We start from the raw sequence: 15,397 nt of genomic DNA, 5'->3' as shown, positions 1-15,397 counted from the left end.
CGCTGAAACGCTCCTGCACGGGGGAAGGTGCCCCGGCTGGCTCAGTGCCAGCCCGGGGGCAGCTCAGGTGACCGTGAACGTGATGGAGTGCCAGCCGGTGGACCCGTCGGGCTCCGGCGGTGCCTGCTGCTGCACTTGCAAGGTGCCGTCCGTGTCGTAGGCGCGCACCTTGACGTTGTGGCTGCCCGCTGGCGCGCCGTTCCAGATGAACGACCACTGGCGCCAGGTGTCCAAGGAGGCTTCGGCGGCCAGGGTTGCCGGCTGCCAGGGGCCGTTGTCGAGCTGGACCTCCACCTTGGAAATGCCGCGCTGCTGCGCCCATGCGCTGCCGCCGATGGCCACCGTGCCCGCCGGTACCCGGCCCAGGGCCCGGGGCACCTCCACCCGCGAAGAAGTCTTGATGGGGCCGTGCGAGGACCAGCCGCGCGAGGTCCAATAGCCTGCCTTCTGCTCAAAGGTGGTCACTTCCAGGTCCACGACCCATTTGGTAGCCGAGACAAAGCCGTACAAGCCCGGAACCACCATGCGCACGGGGAAGCCGTGTTCTAGCGGCAGCGGTTCACCGTTCATGCCGACCGCCAGCAAAGCGTTGCGATCGTCTTGGAGCACGGGCAGTGGCGTGGAGGCGCTAAAGCCGTCTGAGCTGGTGGAAAGCACCATATCTGCCCCCGGCTTCGGCTTGGCCCGCGCCAACACTTCGCGCAACGGATAGCCCAGCCATTTTGCGTTGCCGGCCAAGTTTCCACCCACCACGTTGGAGACGCACGTCAGGGTCACGTACGTTTCCACCAGCTCGGAGGCCAGCAGCTCGTCAAAGGACATGGTGAATTCCTGCTCCACCATGCCATGCACGCGAAGCTGCCACTGACTGGGGTCGATCTGCGGCACAATCAGGGCCGTATCAATACGGTAAAAGTCAGCATTGGGTGTGACAAACGGGGTGAGCCCGTCTACGGGTGCCTGCACGCCTGCCGGCAGCGGCGCCGCCATGGTCTTGGGGGTGGGGAGTTTGAGCGCGTCACGGACCGCCCGGGCAGTGTTACGAGCCGTGGAAAGAAGGGTGCCGCCCGCCCCCACCACGACGGCGGCCCCTGCCAGTACCGCCGACCTCACCAGGAAGGCGCGGCGGCTGTGAGAAGTGGGGGACCCGGCGGCGTCAGGGGCCAGCGTTGCCGCCGCCTGCACCTTCGGGGTCAGGAACCGTAAAGCCCACAGTCCGGCCGCCGTGCCCACCAACAGGGGAACCAGGTCCGCCAGGCTGGCGCCGGATCTGGTGATGATGCAGGCGCCCATGACGACGGCAAAGGCCACAACCAGTGTTGCCCCGACCGCAAACTTCCGCCAAGCAACAATTCCAGCCACGGCGGCCAGGAGGATGGCGCCCAGGGCTAGGGAGAGCAGCAGAACGGTCTTGTCATTCGTGCCGAAGGTGGCGATGGCGAAGTTCTTCATCCAGGCGGGGGTGAAGTCAATGAATGTGGAACCAACGGAGGTCAGTGGGGAGGCCACGGTGGCAAAAAAGGCGGCGAGCAACTCGGCCACGGCGAACAGGATGCCGGCGGCGATGACGCCGGTGGCGGCACCGCCCAAAAGCCTGAGCCACTTTGTCCCTAAAGGGCTTATCTTGATGTTTGCCATGACGGAATCCTTTGAACAGTAGGTGGCTGCCATGAATGGGGCCGGCAGCAATGCTTGTCTGTACTTCGGAGCCGAATGCCTGGCGGATTGGAAATGGTGGATCCCTGGAAAGGGATCCACCATTGTGCGAACTGTTGGTTAGTGTTGTTGGCGCAGCCTACACGGCCTGCACCACGATGGGTGTGGTGGTCGGGGCGGGCGAACCGCCCTCAGGTTCCACCGTGATGCCCACATGGGTGGCCCCGCCCATGGAGCCCGTGAGCACTTGCATGCTGGGGGTGGCCGGATCATGGTTGCTCATGAGTCCGGCCGGTACGGCCCCGGCGGCGGAGATGAACCACATTTCATAGGTCTTCCCCGGAGGAGGCGCTGGCAGCCCCTTGACCATCACCGCTGCCTCATTGGCCGTTACCGAGGATGCAACGGTGACCGTCGCTCCGGACGCGACCTCAGTGGTGGCGATTTTGGCGTCAGGTGCGCCCATGATGGCGAGGATGGACTCCTGCTGCGATTCTGCTGCGGAGAGTTGCCTGTGCAACTCACTTTCTGAGGCATTTTGGCCAACTACCCAGCCACCCACTCCGGCAAAGAGCGCCAAGGCTGCCGCAGCACTGACTAGTGGCACCCAGCGGCTACGCTCCTGGCTGGAGGCGCGTGAGCGCGCGTTGTACTTTCGAGCCGAAGAGATGTCCCGAACAACTGAGGATGCTGGCAGTTGTCGGGTGTTGCGGATGGCGTCCATGACGTTGGCCTTCATTTCCGGTGGCGGAACTTCCGCCGGGGAGGCGTAGGCCAGCAATGCCGCGGTCTCGCTGAGTCCACGGACTTCTTCTAACGCCTCGAGGTTGCCCAGTGCATACCGTTCAAACTCGGCACGATCGGCTTCGGAGAGGGCGTTCAGGGCGTAAGCCCCGGTGAGCAAATGCAATTGTTTTTCCATCACGCCACCCCTAACTTGTCTCTGAGCCGGATCATGCCATCACGTATTCTGGTTTTGACGGTTCCCACCGGGATTTTCAGTAGCTCTGCCACTTCTTGGTGTGTATATCCACCGTAGTAGGCCAAGCTGATGGCTTCCCGTTGCGGATCCGTCAAGGTTTTCAATGCCTTATGGACCCTTTCGGATTCCATGGCAGTTTCCACGGTGTCCGCAACGTCGTCGTAGCTTTCCTTGTACTCCTTGATTCCCTGGCGCAGGTCCCGGTCCGCACTGGCCTGGCTGGCCCGCACCCGGTCAACGGCCCGGCGGTGCGCGATGACCAAAATCCAGGACATTGCCCGGCCCCTGTCAGCGTCAAAGCGTGCCGCCTGCTGCCAGATGTCAACAAATACTTCTTGTGCAACTTCCTGGCTTTGCGACGGATCCCGCACCACCCGCCGCACCAACCCGAACACTCTGGGTGCCACCGCGTCATAGAGTTCCTCGAAGGCCGCCTCGTCGCCGAGGGCGACGAGGCGGATAAGGTCCTCATGAGTTAGTGGTTCCAGCGGCTTCACTGACCGCAACCAAGGTAAACGCATGGTGTCTACCTTGTCACGATCACCGCTCATGATGCATGTCCTTACACTTCGTGTTGCTGGTGAAAATTTGTAGCGGGTGGGAATTACTGCTTGGCCGGGGGCATCAGGACCGTGTCGATGAGGTAGACGGTTGCGTTGGCCGTCTTGACCCCGCCACAGATGACCTTAGCGCCGTTGACCATCAAGTTGTCCCCGCTGCCGGTGACATCAAGGGTGGAGCCTTCAGCGGTGGCGTGGGTACCGTCGATCTCGCTCGGGGAAAGCTGGCCGGGAACCACATGGTAGGTCAGGATCGAGGTCAGCGTGGCCGAATCGGTCTTCAATCCGTCAATGGTGGCTGCGGGGATCTTGGCGAATGCGTCATCCACCGGCGCAAAGACAGTGAATTGTCCGGAGTTCAGGGTGTCAACGAGGTTGACGCCCGGGTTCAGCTGGCCGGAGACCGCGGCTGTCAGAGTCTTCAGCAGCGGGTTGTTGGAAGCTGCTGTGGCTACCGGGTCAGCCGCCATACCTGCCACGGAACCGGCGCCGCTGGGAACCGCTGCGGCGTAGGCGGCGCAACCGGAGCCGACCAGGTCGCTGGCTCCGGCCATGGGGGCCATGGATGTTGCTGCCGAAGAACTCATGGGAGCTGAGGAGGTCTCAGGTGATGCCGTGGTACCGCCACTGCAGGCCGTCATGCTCATGGCTGCGATGGCGAGGATGCCAAAGCTAAGGCTGAGGTTCTTGCGGGTTCCAAGCTTCTTGGTGGTGTTCATGATGATTCTCCATAACTTGAGAGCGGATACTTCCATTTGCTTCCCATACCGCTTTCATTCGCTGCGGTGCGGGCTGTCAGGTAGTACTTCGGAGCGACCCGGATTCCGGATTGGATCAGATTGGAAGAACTTTTTTCTCTGGTCCGTGCCCCGGTAAACTAGGCCGGTGACTTACAACGACGACACCCCCGCCGCTATTTCCCGCACCAGCTCCGCGAGAGGGGCAGGGCACAGCCGTCTGGACCTCACCCAGGATGTGGCGTTATTGACGGCCGCAGTCATAGACATTGAAAGTCTCTCCGGTCACGAAGCGGCGCTCGCCGATGCCGTCGAGGACGCACTACGAGCCTTGCCGCACCTGGAGGTCACCCGCAACGGGGATTCGATTGTGGCCCGGACGTCCCTGGGACGGGCGGAGCGGATCATTTTGGCCGGGCATCTGGACACAGTGCCGTTGCCAACCGTTGCCGGTTCACGGGGCACCGTGCCGTGTTCCTGGGACGGGGGGATGCTGTATGGGCGTGGTGCCACCGATATGAAGGGTGGGGTGGCCGTCCAGCTGGCCATTGCAGCCACCGTCCCGGAGCCGAACAAGGACATCACCTTCATTTTCTACGACCACGAGGAAGTGGCCGCGGCCAAGAGCGGGTTGGGCAGGCTGGAGCGGGAGAACCGTGAGCTCCTGGACGCCGACTTCGGCATCCTGCTGGAACCGACCAACGGCACGGTGGAGGGCGGCTGTAACGGCACTATCCGTTTCGAGGTCACAACACGTGGACTGGCTGCACACTCAGCGCGTGCCTGGATGGGGGAGAATGCCATTCACGCGGCTGCGCCTATCCTGGCACGGCTGGCGGCGTACGCGCCGTCCACCGTGAACGTCGATGGCCTGGACTACAGGGAATCCCTGAACGCCGTCAAGATCCACGGAGGCACAGCTGGGAACGTGATTCCGGACGCGTGCGTGGTAGAGGTCAACTATCGCTTTGCACCGGATAAGACCCCGGCGCAGGCAGAGGAACGCGTGCGCGAGTTGCTGGCCGGCTTCGAAATGGTGCGCACCGACTCCTCCGCAGGGGCCCGCCCGGGGTTGAACGTACCCGCTGCGGCGTCCTTCGTGGCAACCGTGGGCAAGGAACCGTTGCCGAAGTACGGCTGGACGGACGTGGCCCGGTTGTCCGAGATGGGCATCCCTGCGGTGAACTTTGGCCCAGGTGACCCGCTGCTGGCGCACAGCGACAACGAGCACGTCCTGGCAGCCGACATCAGGGCTTGCTTGGACGTGCTCACCCGTTGGCTGAAGTAGCACCCCGCTTTAATCGTTGAGGGGGCACATCACCCCGGGGGTGATGTGCCCCCTCAACGGTTTGGGGACGGTACTGGTGTTAGCCAGCCACGCCAACCTTGGCCTTGACGACCTTGACGCGGGAGGACATCTTGGATTCCACCAGCTTTGCCACACCGGAGAGGACCAGGCACAGGCCCACATAAGTGGCTGCTGCCACCATGAGGCCTGGGACCACCGGGGAACCGTACTGGATCTGGGATCCAAGGAAGTTCGCGTAGAACAAGATCTCCTGGTAAAGGATGAGGAAGCCCAAGGCGGTGTCCTTCATGATGACCACCAGCTGGGAAATGATCACAGGCAGCATGGCGCGGACGGCCTGCGGCAGCAAGATGGTGCGCAGCACCTGGCCCTTTGTCAGGCCGATGGCGAAGCCCGCCTCGCGCTGTCCCTTGGGCAGCGACTCGATGCCGGCACGGAACACTTCAGCCAAGACTGAGCCGTTGTACAGGATCAGGCCAACCACCACTGCCATGAAGGGCGTGATGCCCTTGATCCCGGCGGAGGACAGGCCGTAGTACATGATCATCATCAGGATCAGCAGGGGTACGGCGCGGAAAAGCTCCGTGAACCAGTAGCAAGGCACCCGCACCCATTTGGTGTCCGACAGGCGGCCAAAGGCGAGCACGATGCCAAGGATCAAGCTGCCGACGGCCGCGACGCCGAAGGCGCTCAGTGTGGCGCCGATGGCCTCGAGGAACTTTTGCTGGACGAGGGGGAAGGTGAAAATTTCCCACTTCTTGGCCGTGAACTGTCCGGATTCGTAGAACCGGAACAGGATGAAGCCCACAATGCCAACAACCACAATGACGGTGATGATATTGAGATAAACGTTGCGTACACGGGCTTTGGGGCCGGGAACGTCAAAAAGCACTGCACTCATCGCGCCACCCTCCACTTCTTCTCGAGGTAGCGTTGCAGCGGCGTCAGGATGCCCAGCACCAGCACCACGAAGATCAAGGCAACCCACAACAGGCCAGGCAGCAGGGGTTCGCCACGTTCACTGAGGTAGGCGCGGATGGCGCCGGACTCGAATACGGAGAAACCGGCCGCAACCGTCGTGTTCTTCAGCAGGGCGATAAAGACGCTAAAGAGCGGCGGAACCACCGATCGGAAAGCCTGCGGCAGCACAATCAAGGTCAGGGTTTGCAGGAACGGCAGGCCAATGGCACGCGCGGCCTCGGACTGTCCGACGGAAACCGTGTTGATGCCGGAACGGATCGCCTCGGAAACATACGTTGCCGTGTACAGCGAGAGGCCGATGATAGCAGCAGTCATGAAGTCGATGGATGGCAGCCCCAGTTTCGGGTAGCCGAGAGCAAAGAAAGCCAGGATCAGTGTCAGGGGGGTGTTGCGGACAGCGTTGACGTAGAGGGTTCCCGCGGCACGCATTGCCGGTGCGGGGGAGACCCTCATCCCGGCAACAATGGTGCCCAGGATCAAGGCAAAGAACGCAGAGATGACAAACAAGATCCCCGTGTTCTTGAAACCAGTGACAAACAAGTCACTGTTATCAATGAGTACATTCACAGTGCAGCGTCGCTTTCAGTGAACTCGAGAGGACAGAAGCTGTGGTGGTGCGGACACATCCGCACCACCACAGTTCAAGGGGAATTTAGTACTGGTCAACCTTAGGCTGTTCAACCTTGGTTCCGGACTTGCCCAAGGTGGAGTCGAAGATCTTCGTCCAGGTCGCGCCGCCGTCGGTCAGCGTCTTATTCAGATGTGTGCGCAAAACCGTGTCGCCGAGCGGCAAGCCGATGCCGTACTTTTCAACGGTGAACGGCTCCCCCACAACCTTCAGGAGGTCCGGTTCCTGTGAAGCAAAGCCGAGCAGAATGGCCTGGTCGGTGGTTACCGCGTCGACATCGCCGTTCTTCAGTGCCTCAACGCACTTTGAGTACAGGTCAAATTCCACCGGAGTGGCCTCCGGGAAGTTCTCCCGAATGTTCTGGATGGGGGTAGATCCGGTGGCGGAGCAAACCTTCTTGCCGGCCAGGTCCTTCTCGCTCTTGATGGTGTCGTTCTTCTTCGCCACCAGCAGGCCCTGGCCGGTGATGAAGTACGGGCCGGCAAAGTCGACGAGCTTCTTACGCTTGTCCGTGATGGAGTAGGTGCCTACATAGAGGTCCACGTCGCCCTTGGCCAGGGCTGTTTCGCGGGTCGCGGAGGGGATTGACTTGAATTCGATCTTGTCTGCGGCAACACCCAGCGAGGCAGCCATCCAAGTGGCAATTTCAATGTCAAAGCCGCTGTATTTGCCGGTGGCTGCGTCGAGGAAGCCCAAACCGGGCTGATCTGGCTTGACCCCGATGCGGATGGTGCCGGCGGACTTGATCTTATCGAAGGTGGGGCTGCCCGTCAGGGAAAAATCTTTGGCGACTTCAAAGGCCGGCGAGCCGGCGCCCGGGTCGGCACTGTTCTCAGCTGCGCTGCCGCAACCTGTCATGGCCAGGGCTGCTGCAGTCACAATTGCCGCAACGCTGAGGCTCTTTCGGCTGAACAAATTTTTCATGGAGTTCCTTTCATGTGCGGCCCATAGCGGGCCGCGTGTGAGGTCATGCAAAAGGCAAAAAAATAGGGCTTGGTGTTAGTTCGTGAGGATTTTGGAGAGGAAGTCTTTGGCGCGGGCGCTTTGCGGATTGGTGAAGAACTCGTTCGGAGTTGCTTCCTCCACGATCTGCCCGTCTGCCATGAAGACCACCCGGTCGGCTGCCTTGCGGGCAAAGCCCATCTCGTGGGTGACAACCACCATGGTCATGCCGTCTTTGGCAAGTTCAACCATGACGTCCAAGACTTCATTGATCATTTCCGGGTCGAGAGCGCTGGTGGGCTCGTCAAAGAGCATCACCTTTGGTTTCATGGCCAAGGCGCGCGCAATCGCAACACGCTGTTGCTGGCCGCCCGAGAGCTGGGCGGGCAGCTTGGCTGCCTGGTGACCCACCCCAACACGTTCGAGTAAGGACAAAGCCAACTTGTCGGCGTCGGACTTGGACATGCCCTTGACCTTGATGGGGCCAAGCGTCACGTTCTCCAAGATGGTCTTGTGCGCAAACAAGTTGAACGACTGAAAGACCATGCCGACGTCGGCACGGAGCTTTGCAAGTTCCTTGCCCTCCTTCGGCAGTTCCTTGCCCTCAATGGTGATGGAACCGTCGTCGATGGTTTCAAGCCGATTGATGGCCCGGCAGAGGGTTGATTTCCCTGAGCCAGAAGGCCCAATCACCACCACCACCTCGCCCCTGGTGACCTGCAAATTGATATCTTGCAAAACATGAAGCGTGCCATAGTGCTTGTTGACAGCTTTAAGCTCCACAAGGACAGGTGCCTGTACGGGATTAGTCATGTAATGAATCTATCGAACAAATGTGATCGCAGTTACTGATTGGTGCTCTTCGGTGGGGATCGTAACGTGAACGAGACAAAGCGGCCTCGATCACGTGAGGTCTTCACGTAGCCTTAGGGCATGAGCGCACCGACAGGTTCCAACATTCCCCGCCGTTTCAAAAAGCAGCCCTACGGCGGGTGGAAGAAGGACACGCCCGCCGGGTCCACTGCTGACGCCAGGCTCTTGGACACGCAGCGCAGCAGCGACTTCACCCACACCGACCCGTGGCGTGTCATGCGCATCCAGAGCGAATTCGTTCAGGGCTTCGACGCGCTCTCCGACATTGGTCCGGCCATCAGCGTCTTTGGCTCCGCACGTACCAAGCCGGAGAATCCCCACTACCAAAGCGGTGTTGATGTTGGCCGGCTGCTGGCGGAAGCCGGGGTTGCCGTCATCACAGGGGGTGGCCCTGGTTCCATGGAGGCCGCCAACCGGGGCGCCAGTGAAGCTGGCGGGCTCTCCATTGGGCTGGGTATTGAGCTCCCCTTTGAACAGGGCATGAACCAGTGGGTGGGACTGGGCGTTGACTTCCGATACTTCTTTGCCCGCAAGACCATGTTTGTCAAATACGCGCAAGGGTTTGTGGTGCTGCCCGGCGGGCTGGGCACCTTGGATGAACTATTTGAAGCCATGGTGCTGGTGCAAACCAGCAAAGTGACGCAATTCCCGATTGTGCTGGTGGACAGCGCGTTCTGGTCCCCACTGTTGGCCTGGATCAAGGACACCATGGTGGCCGAGGGCCTGGTGTCCCCGGGAGACCTGGACATTGTGCAGATCGTCGACACACCTGAAGAAGCGGTGGCCCTGGTCATGTCCGGGAAAGCCGGCCTGAGGGTGGCCGAGGGCTGAGCGCTGAGCGTCTCGCCGTGGCCCGGCGGGTGGATCTGGCACCATAGTACTGTGAGCTACTTCCTGATCTTCCTTGCAGTCATGCTTGCTGCCGCGGTAGCCGTCTACGTCGTCGGCCTCAAAAAGCCGGAGACAGACGCTGCCATCTATCACGACGGGCTGAATGAACCCGTCACCGGGCTCCCGCCTGTACTTTTGCCAGCGCATCCGGCACCGGCCGACGTCGACCGCCTGCGTTTTTCCCTGGGCCTGCGCGGCTACCGCATGGACCAGGTAGATGAGGCGCTGGACAGGCTGCGTGATCAGCTCGCCGCCAAGGACGCCCGGATTGCCGATCTTGAGGCGCACGACGGCGGGGCCTTCGCTGACGCCGACCACTCACGGCAGGCAACTCCCGGCAGCGCCCCCGGAGCAACTGCGTGAGCGTGGTCGAGGTGATCGTCGGAGCCGACGGGAAGGCCCGCTGCCCGTGGGCAGGCCTGGGCGCCGACGAACAGTACCAGCGCTATCACGACCAGGAGTGGGGCTGTCCCGTCAGCGGCGAACGGGACCTCTTCGAACGTCTGAGCTTGGAAGCCTTCCAGTCGGGGCTGAGCTGGATCACCATTTTGCGTAAACGCGAGGCCTTCCGTGCTGCTTTTGCCAACTTTGAACCCGCAATTGTTGCGGACTACCAGCAGGCAGACATCGAGCGGCTCATGGCCGATGCCGGGATTGTCCGTAACTTGATGAAGATCAAGGCGACCATCGGCAACGCCAGGGCGCTGCTGGCGCTTCCTGAGGGGACGACGCTGAGCTCCGTGATTTACGCCCATGCGCCCGCCACCCCACGGCCCCTTGCTGCGCCGATCCCGTCCACGACGGCGGAGTCCGCGGCGCTGGCCAAGGAACTGAAGAAGCACGGCTTCGCCTTCGTGGGGCCAACCACCGCCTATGCCATGATGCAGGCCATCGGCCTGGTCAATGACCACGTCCCCGAATGTTGGGTGGCGAAGTCACTGGCTGGCCCAGCGGCGGGCGGGACCGCGTGAGCGGCACTCCCGCGGCGGAGCAGCCCACCATCAACGACCGCCTTTTTGGATTGCTGGAACGCGCCCTTGCCCCCTTTAAAACGGCGCCGTGGTGGCTGCAGGTCACTTCGATCTATGTGGCCGCCCGCCTGATCTCCGCGGTGATCCTCCTTGGTGTTGCCTGGCATCAGGGCGCCAGCCCGTGGGGTGCAGCCCAGCCGGACTACCTGAGCTTCATCAATATCTGGGATAGCGAGTGGTACCAGCGGATCTTCACGGAAGGCTATCCTTCCACCATCCCCAGAAGCGCGAACGGCACGGCCGAGACCAATGCGTGGGCTTTCTACCCGCTGTTCCCCCTCATCGTCAAGGGGCTGCATGCGCTGACGGGATTTGGCTGGGTGGTCCTTGCTCCCGCGGTGGCTGTGGCCGCCGGCCTCGGCGCCACCTTGGTGATCTACAAAATCTTCGTGCGCTTTGCCGCGCCGGGAACAGCGCTGTGGGGTGTGGCGTTCTTCGCCACGTTCCCGATTTCGGCGATTTTACAGATCCCTTATGCCGAGTCGCTGAGTACCTTGCTGCTGGCGGCCGCACTGTATTTCCTCATCAAGCGCCAATACTGGTGGGCGGTGCCCACGGTGATTTTTCTTTGCCTTTCGCGGCCGGCGGGAGTGCCGTTTGCCGCCGTCGTCGGCCTCCACCTGCTCCTGCGGTGGTGGCACAGGCGCCAGGATCCTTTCCCTATGCAGGAGATGCTCAGCGGGGCGGTGCTGCTGCTTGTCAGCGGCGTCATGGCGTTCGCCTGGATGCTGATTGCCTGGGCGGTGACGGGGGAGATGAGCTCCTACACCGACACGGAAACGGCCTGGCGTGGCGGTCCCCTGGTGCTTTTTGAGCCGTGGTTCGACGCCGGTGTGGCGTTGGTGGGGCCATTGTGGGGGCCGTTGCTACCGGTCCTGCTGGTGGCCCTTGCCGCTCTTTACCTGAACTCCCACTCCGTGCGCAGGATCGGCGTGGACCTGCGCCTCTGGTGCGCCATGTACCTGCTGTACCTGCTGGCGGTGCTGCATCCGCAGACCAGCACCTTCCGGATGCTGCTCCCGTTCTTCCCGCTCGCACTGGCAGCGGCCTTCATCTCCACCTCCCGCGCTTACCGGTGGAGCGTGCTTGTCATGTTCACCCTCTTGCAGCTTGTGTGGGTCACCTGGCTGTGGCAATGGACGCAATTGCCCGGCGGTGGAGATTGGCCACCGTAAAACCCCCGGCACCGCCTGTGTGACGGGAGAGCGCCTCGATTAGCGCCCGGCGCCCGAAGTGCGGAATAATGAACTGTGAGGGATACAACACGGACCAGCCGGTGAGTAAGGCTCATCGAAGACGCTGGTTTGTACTATGAAAAGGGGAAGTCCTTATGGCGGCCATGAAACCCAGAACCGGTGACGGTCCAATGGAAGTGACCAAGGAAGGGCGAAGCCTGATCTTGCGTCTGCCACTAGAAGGCGGCGGACGGCTTGTGGTGGAAATGAACGCCGCCGAGGCAATCAGCCTTAAAGAGTGCCTCGTGGGCGCGACCGAGTAGCTCGCAGCCACGTTGCTATACCGAACGGGACAGCCGTGGCTGCCCCGTTCGGCATTTAACCGCTTGGGTCTAGCGCTTGACCGCGAGCAGCAAGCCGTCGCCGGTGGGCAGCATGGCTGAAATAAGGTTCTCATTGTCCCGGATGGCCTTGCCAACACGGCGCAGCACCACGGTGCTGGCCTCACGGATGGCAGGATCCGAGACCCTGTCCTTGTCCAGGGCGTCATTGACAATCAGCAGTCCACCCGATTTCAACAGCCTGATGCCCTGTTCCACGTATTCGGGGAAGCTGGGCTTGTCGGCATCGATGAACACCAGGTCGTAGGCGGCATCTGTCAGGCGCGGCAACACGTCCTGGCCGCGGCCGGAGATGGTGCGGATACGGTTGGCGGCCGAACCCGACTCAATAAACGCCTCCCGGGCCGCTTTGAGGTGGTCCACGTCAGGGTCAATGGTGGTCAACACGGCCCGTGGCCCCAGCCCCCGCAGCAGGGCTACCCCGGAGACGCCCGCACCGGTTCCAACTTCCACCACCGTCTGTGCTTTCGATGAGGCCGCCAGAACGCTCAATGCTGCGGCAACCCCGTGGCTGACGGGGAACAATCCCAGCTCGTGGGAGCGTTCGCGTGCGCGACGCAGGACGTCATCTTCCACTGGAAGGCCCTCTGTATAGGACCAGCTGGTGGATTTGTCGGCGCTCATGCGTGGTGTTTTCCTAAACTGTCGCGGTGATTTCCTCTAGCCTACTGCCTGCGCCGTGGGCTGAATTTCTTTTTCGCCCAGCAAAATGTCAGCTTTGTTTGGCACACTTGTCAGACCAGAGAAGGTTCACTGAGTGGGTTTTTCTGCAAAAGTAGAGCCCTGCACGGCGAAGAAATGAGGTGTAGCCATGAGTATTACCACTAGCTCCGCAGCTCTCCCCCCAGCTTCAGACCCCGGGGCTCAGCAGCCTGATCCGCACTGGCGCGTGCCATCATGGGACGAGGTGGTGACTAACCACTCCGCGAAAGTCTTCCGCTTGGCCTACCGCCTGACAGCCAACAGGTACGACGCCGAGGACCTCACTCAGGAAGTTTTTGTCAGGGCTTTCCGTTCTCTGGATAAGTTCAAGCCCGGGACCCTGGACGGCTGGCTGCACCGCATCACCACCAACTTGTTCCTAGACCAGGCGCGTCGCAAGCAGCGGATTCGCTTTGACCCTCTGGCTGAGGACGCCGAGTCCCGGCTGGCCGGTGCCGATCCCGGACCCGAGCGCGTCTTTGAGTTCAACAACCTCGACGCCGACATTGCCGCGGCGTTGGAGGCCTTGCCGCCCGACTTTCGCGCCGCCGTCGTCCTTTGCGACATGGAGGGGTACTCTTACGACGAGGTGGCCCACACCTTGAACATCAAGCTGGGGACGGTGCGCTCGCGCATCCACCGCGGGCGGGCCATGTTGCGGGAGTCGTTGGCGGACAGGTCACCCATCAGGGCCAAGACTCCGGCGAAGAAGCCGTTGCTGTCCCTGCCGCGGATTGTTGGTGCACACTAGCGATGCTGCTATCACCTTGTCCGTAATGTAAGAGCAAATCAACGACCAATTACTGGCCCAAGACGGCAGTGGAATCGTTGCTTTGAGTGTTGAGAGGGTAATCTTCCTAACGTGTTTGGTATCAATACCCCTGAGCTGATCGTGATTGTCATTTTGGCTGTCATGTTGATCGGTCCCAAGCGGCTTCCCGGTTACGTGGACAAGCTGAAGAACCTCATCCGTGAAGTACGGCGGATGGCCTCCGGCGCGCGCGAAACCATTAAGGAAGAGGCGGGGCTGGACATTGATGATATCGACTGGAAGAAGCTGGACCCGCGCCAGTACGATCCCCGCCGCATCATCCGCGAGGCTCTCATTGACGACGAGGACTTTGACAAGCTGAAGTCGCTGAAGACGGCTCCCGGCGACGCCATTGCCTCGATGATGGGTAAGAACGAGGACAAGGCTATTGAATCGGCCCCGGCTGTGCCCGCAGCACAAGAGATTGAACGTCTCGCAGAGGGCCAGTTGGCCCCGTTCGACGTCGAGGCCACGTAGCCACCGGCAAACGCTGCACCACCAATGACAGGTATTTTACGAACGCTGCATCACTGTGTGATGCAGCGTTTCGGTTTAAAGCGGTAATGGTGGTGCAGCGTTTGTTAGCGGGGGGAGACGCCCAGGCTCATTCCGGCCAGGCCGCGCGGGCGCACGGCCAACTTCTCCGCAATACCCAGCAGCGCCGCCGCCGCAGGGGATTCGGGGTTGGCCAGCACGATGGGTGCGCCAATGTCCCCGCCCTCGCGCAGTGCCACATCCAGCGGAATCTGCCCCAGCAACTCCACAGTTGCGTTGACTGTTTGGCTCAGCCGTTTGGTGAGTACCGCACCGCCACCGGAGCCAAACAGTTCCATGGTGCTGCCGTCGGGCAGTGTCAGGAACGACATGTTCTCGATCACGCCGGCCACTTTCTGCCCGGTCTGCACGGCGATGGCCCCTGCCCGCTCGGCAACGTCGGCGGCCGCCGCCTGCGGGGTGGTCACCACTAGAATCTCGGCCTTGGGTAGCAGTTGGGCCACGGAGATCGCCACATCCCCGGTGCCGGGGGGCAGATCCAGGAACAACACGTCAAGGTCGCCAAAGTACACGTCCGTCAAAAACTGCTCCAGGGCGCGGTGCAGCATGGGGCCGCGCCAAGCCACGGGTTGGTTGCCTGTGACGAACATGCCGATCGAGATGACCTTCACATCGTGGGCTACTGGCGGCAGGATCATCTCATCCACGCGGGTGGGCGTCTGGGTGATACCCATGAGCCCCGGCACGGAAAAGCCGTAAATGTCCGCGTCGACGATGCCCACACGCAATCCCTTGGCGGCCAGGGCGCACGCCAAATTCACTGTGACACTGGATTTGCCCACGCCGCCCTTGCCACTGGCCACGGCATAAATGCGGGTCAGGGATGATTCGGCGTTGAACGGGATACCGCGCTCGGGCGCGCTTGCCTTGAGCTGGTCCCGGAGCTCCGAGCGCTGCTGGGCGGTCATGACAGTGAGCTCCACGTCGACGGCGGTGACGCCGTCGAGCTTCATCAAGGCGTGGGTGACGCCCCTGGTGATGGTGCCGCGCAGGGGGCACCCGGCAATGGTGAGGCGGACGACGGCGCGTACCCGGCCGTCGTCGTCCGCCTCCACAGCCTCCACCATGCCCAGTTCCGTGATGGGCCGGCGCAGCTCAGGGTCGATGACCGTAGCGAGGGCGGCGTGCAAGGCGGCTGGCGTGGGGGCGTTCATGGGGACACT

Annotated in this window: 18 protein-coding genes; 8 read left to right on the top strand and 10 right to left on the bottom strand. The window is 61.8% G+C overall.

What is annotated here, in order from left to right; translation table 11 throughout:
• Nucleotides 1–63: 63 nt before the first annotated feature.
• The 4 genes from AOC05_RS11855 to AOC05_RS11840 form a co-directional block, all read right to left on the bottom strand.
• A complete protein-coding gene (locus AOC05_RS11855) occupies nt 64–1,638 on the bottom strand; it encodes a molybdopterin-dependent oxidoreductase (protein ID WP_082357954.1) in 1,575 nt (524 codons plus the stop codon).
• Nucleotides 1,639–1,795: 157 nt separating this feature from the next.
• Nucleotides 1,796–2,578, bottom strand: a complete 783-nt coding sequence (locus tag AOC05_RS11850) for an anti-sigma factor (RefSeq protein ID WP_062007392.1) — start codon at nt 2,576–2,578, stop codon at nt 1,796–1,798.
• A complete protein-coding gene (gene sigK, locus AOC05_RS11845; protein WP_062009719.1) occupies nt 2,578–3,159 on the bottom strand; it encodes an ECF RNA polymerase sigma factor SigK in 582 nt (193 codons plus the stop codon). Before sigK ends, AOC05_RS11850 begins: the two co-directional genes overlap by 1 nt.
• Before the next feature lie 83 nt (nt 3,160–3,242).
• Nucleotides 3,243–3,917, bottom strand: coding sequence for a fasciclin domain-containing protein (locus AOC05_RS11840; RefSeq protein WP_062007391.1), 675 nt, complete (start codon nt 3,915–3,917; stop codon nt 3,243–3,245).
• Nucleotides 3,918–4,113: 196 nt separating this feature from the next.
• On the opposite strand from AOC05_RS11840, the gene dapE reads away from it, so the two are divergent.
• A complete protein-coding gene (dapE, locus tag AOC05_RS11835) occupies nt 4,114–5,223 on the top strand; it encodes a succinyl-diaminopimelate desuccinylase (RefSeq protein ID WP_062009717.1) in 1,110 nt (369 codons plus the stop codon).
• 79 nt (nt 5,224–5,302) lie between these two features.
• Here dapE and AOC05_RS11830 read toward each other — a convergent pair whose 3' ends face one another.
• The 4 genes from AOC05_RS11830 to AOC05_RS11815 all read right to left on the bottom strand — a co-directional run bounded on the left by AOC05_RS11830 (nt 5,303) and on the right by AOC05_RS11815 (nt 8,608).
• Nucleotides 5,303–6,145, bottom strand: a complete 843-nt coding sequence (locus tag AOC05_RS11830) for an amino acid ABC transporter permease (protein ID WP_062007390.1) — start codon at nt 6,143–6,145, stop codon at nt 5,303–5,305.
• Nucleotides 6,142–6,792 carry an amino acid ABC transporter permease gene (locus tag AOC05_RS11825; RefSeq protein WP_062007389.1) on the bottom strand — a complete coding sequence of 217 codons (651 nt, stop codon included), beginning with the start codon at nt 6,790–6,792 and terminating at the stop codon, nt 6,142–6,144. The genes AOC05_RS11830 and AOC05_RS11825 overlap by 4 nt, the downstream gene beginning before the upstream one ends.
• Nucleotides 6,793–6,877: 85 nt before the next feature.
• Nucleotides 6,878–7,777: a glutamate ABC transporter substrate-binding protein gene (locus tag AOC05_RS11820; RefSeq protein WP_062007388.1), complete on the bottom strand. Its 900-nt coding sequence runs from the start codon at nt 7,775–7,777 to the stop codon at nt 6,878–6,880.
• 75 nt (nt 7,778–7,852) lie between these two features.
• Entirely contained in the window at nt 7,853–8,608 is a 756-nt protein-coding gene (locus tag AOC05_RS11815; protein WP_062007387.1) for an amino acid ABC transporter ATP-binding protein, read from the bottom strand.
• Nucleotides 8,609–8,728: 120 nt separating this feature from the next.
• Here AOC05_RS11815 and AOC05_RS11810 point away from each other — a divergent pair, with 120 nt between their 5' ends.
• The 5 genes from AOC05_RS11810 to AOC05_RS18960 all read left to right on the top strand — a co-directional run bounded on the left by AOC05_RS11810 (nt 8,729) and on the right by AOC05_RS18960 (nt 12,088).
• Nucleotides 8,729–9,499: a TIGR00730 family Rossman fold protein gene (locus AOC05_RS11810; RefSeq protein ID WP_062007386.1), complete on the top strand. Its 771-nt coding sequence runs from the start codon at nt 8,729–8,731 to the stop codon at nt 9,497–9,499.
• 51 nt (nt 9,500–9,550) lie between these two features.
• Nucleotides 9,551–9,922: a DivIVA domain-containing protein gene (locus AOC05_RS11805; protein ID WP_062007385.1), complete on the top strand. Its 372-nt coding sequence runs from the start codon at nt 9,551–9,553 to the stop codon at nt 9,920–9,922.
• Between the two features lie 2 nt (nt 9,923–9,924).
• Nucleotides 9,925–10,530 carry a DNA-3-methyladenine glycosylase I gene (locus tag AOC05_RS11800; protein ID WP_062009710.1) on the top strand — a complete coding sequence of 202 codons (606 nt, stop codon included), beginning with the start codon at nt 9,925–9,927 and terminating at the stop codon, nt 10,528–10,530.
• A complete protein-coding gene (locus tag AOC05_RS11795) occupies nt 10,527–11,765 on the top strand; it encodes a hypothetical protein (RefSeq protein ID WP_230085336.1) in 1,239 nt (412 codons plus the stop codon). Before AOC05_RS11800 ends, AOC05_RS11795 begins: the two co-directional genes overlap by 4 nt.
• Nucleotides 11,766–11,920: 155 nt before the next feature.
• On the top strand, nt 11,921–12,088 hold the full coding sequence (locus AOC05_RS18960) for a DUF3117 domain-containing protein (RefSeq protein WP_082357953.1): 168 nt from the start codon (nt 11,921–11,923) through the stop codon (nt 12,086–12,088).
• Between the two features lie 69 nt (nt 12,089–12,157).
• Here AOC05_RS18960 and AOC05_RS11790 read toward each other — a convergent pair whose 3' ends face one another.
• Nucleotides 12,158–12,790, bottom strand: a complete 633-nt coding sequence (locus AOC05_RS11790) for an O-methyltransferase (protein WP_062007384.1) — start codon at nt 12,788–12,790, stop codon at nt 12,158–12,160.
• 187 nt (nt 12,791–12,977) lie between these two features.
• On the opposite strand from AOC05_RS11790, the gene sigE reads away from it, so the two are divergent.
• Nucleotides 12,978–13,619, top strand: a complete 642-nt coding sequence (sigE, locus tag AOC05_RS11785) for an RNA polymerase sigma factor SigE (protein WP_062007383.1) — start codon at nt 12,978–12,980, stop codon at nt 13,617–13,619.
• 111 nt (nt 13,620–13,730) lie between these two features.
• Nucleotides 13,731–14,156: a preprotein translocase subunit TatA gene (locus tag AOC05_RS11780; RefSeq protein ID WP_062007382.1), complete on the top strand. Its 426-nt coding sequence runs from the start codon at nt 13,731–13,733 to the stop codon at nt 14,154–14,156.
• Nucleotides 14,157–14,260: 104 nt separating this feature from the next.
• Here the strand turns inward: AOC05_RS11780 and AOC05_RS11775 are convergent, their stop codons facing one another.
• Nucleotides 14,261–15,388 (bottom strand): Mrp/NBP35 family ATP-binding protein, encoded by a 1,128-nt coding sequence (locus tag AOC05_RS11775; RefSeq protein WP_062007381.1) that lies wholly within the window; start codon nt 15,386–15,388, stop codon nt 14,261–14,263.
• Nucleotides 15,389–15,397: the final 9 nt, after the last annotated feature.

The organism is Arthrobacter alpinus, from assembly GCF_001294625.1.
GTDB lineage: Bacteria > Actinomycetota > Actinomycetes > Actinomycetales > Micrococcaceae > Specibacter > Specibacter alpinus_A.
This window is presented reverse-complemented; position numbering and strand designations above follow the sequence as displayed.

Bases quoted from the DNA above. Each gene is read 5' to 3' on its own strand.
- AOC05_RS11855 (WP_082357954.1), bottom strand. From the start codon at position 1,638: ATGGCAAACATCAAGATAAGCCCTTTAGGGACAAAGTGGCTCAGGCTT.
- AOC05_RS11850 (WP_062007392.1), bottom strand. From the start codon at position 2,578: ATGGAAAAACAATTGCATTTGCTCACCGGGGCTTACGCCCTGAACGCC.
- sigK (WP_062009719.1), bottom strand. From the start codon at position 3,159: ATGCGTTTACCTTGGTTGCGGTCAGTGAAGCCGCTGGAACCACTAACT.
- AOC05_RS11840 (WP_062007391.1), bottom strand. From the start codon at position 3,917: ATGAACACCACCAAGAAGCTTGGAACCCGCAAGAACCTCAGCCTTAGC.
- AOC05_RS11830 (WP_062007390.1), bottom strand. From the start codon at position 6,145: ATGAGTGCAGTGCTTTTTGACGTTCCCGGCCCCAAAGCCCGTGTACGC.
- AOC05_RS11820 (WP_062007388.1), bottom strand. From the start codon at position 7,777: ATGAAAAATTTGTTCAGCCGAAAGAGCCTCAGCGTTGCGGCAATTGTG.
- AOC05_RS11815 (WP_062007387.1), bottom strand. From the start codon at position 8,608: ATGACTAATCCCGTACAGGCACCTGTCCTTGTGGAGCTTAAAGCTGTC.
- AOC05_RS11810 (WP_062007386.1), top strand. From the start codon at position 8,729: ATGAGCGCACCGACAGGTTCCAACATTCCCCGCCGTTTCAAAAAGCAG.
- AOC05_RS18960 (WP_082357953.1), top strand. From the start codon at position 11,921: ATGGCGGCCATGAAACCCAGAACCGGTGACGGTCCAATGGAAGTGACC.
- AOC05_RS11790 (WP_062007384.1), bottom strand. From the start codon at position 12,790: ATGAGCGCCGACAAATCCACCAGCTGGTCCTATACAGAGGGCCTTCCA.
- sigE (WP_062007383.1), top strand. From the start codon at position 12,978: ATGAGTATTACCACTAGCTCCGCAGCTCTCCCCCCAGCTTCAGACCCC.
- AOC05_RS11775 (WP_062007381.1), bottom strand. From the start codon at position 15,388: ATGAACGCCCCCACGCCAGCCGCCTTGCACGCCGCCCTCGCTACGGTC.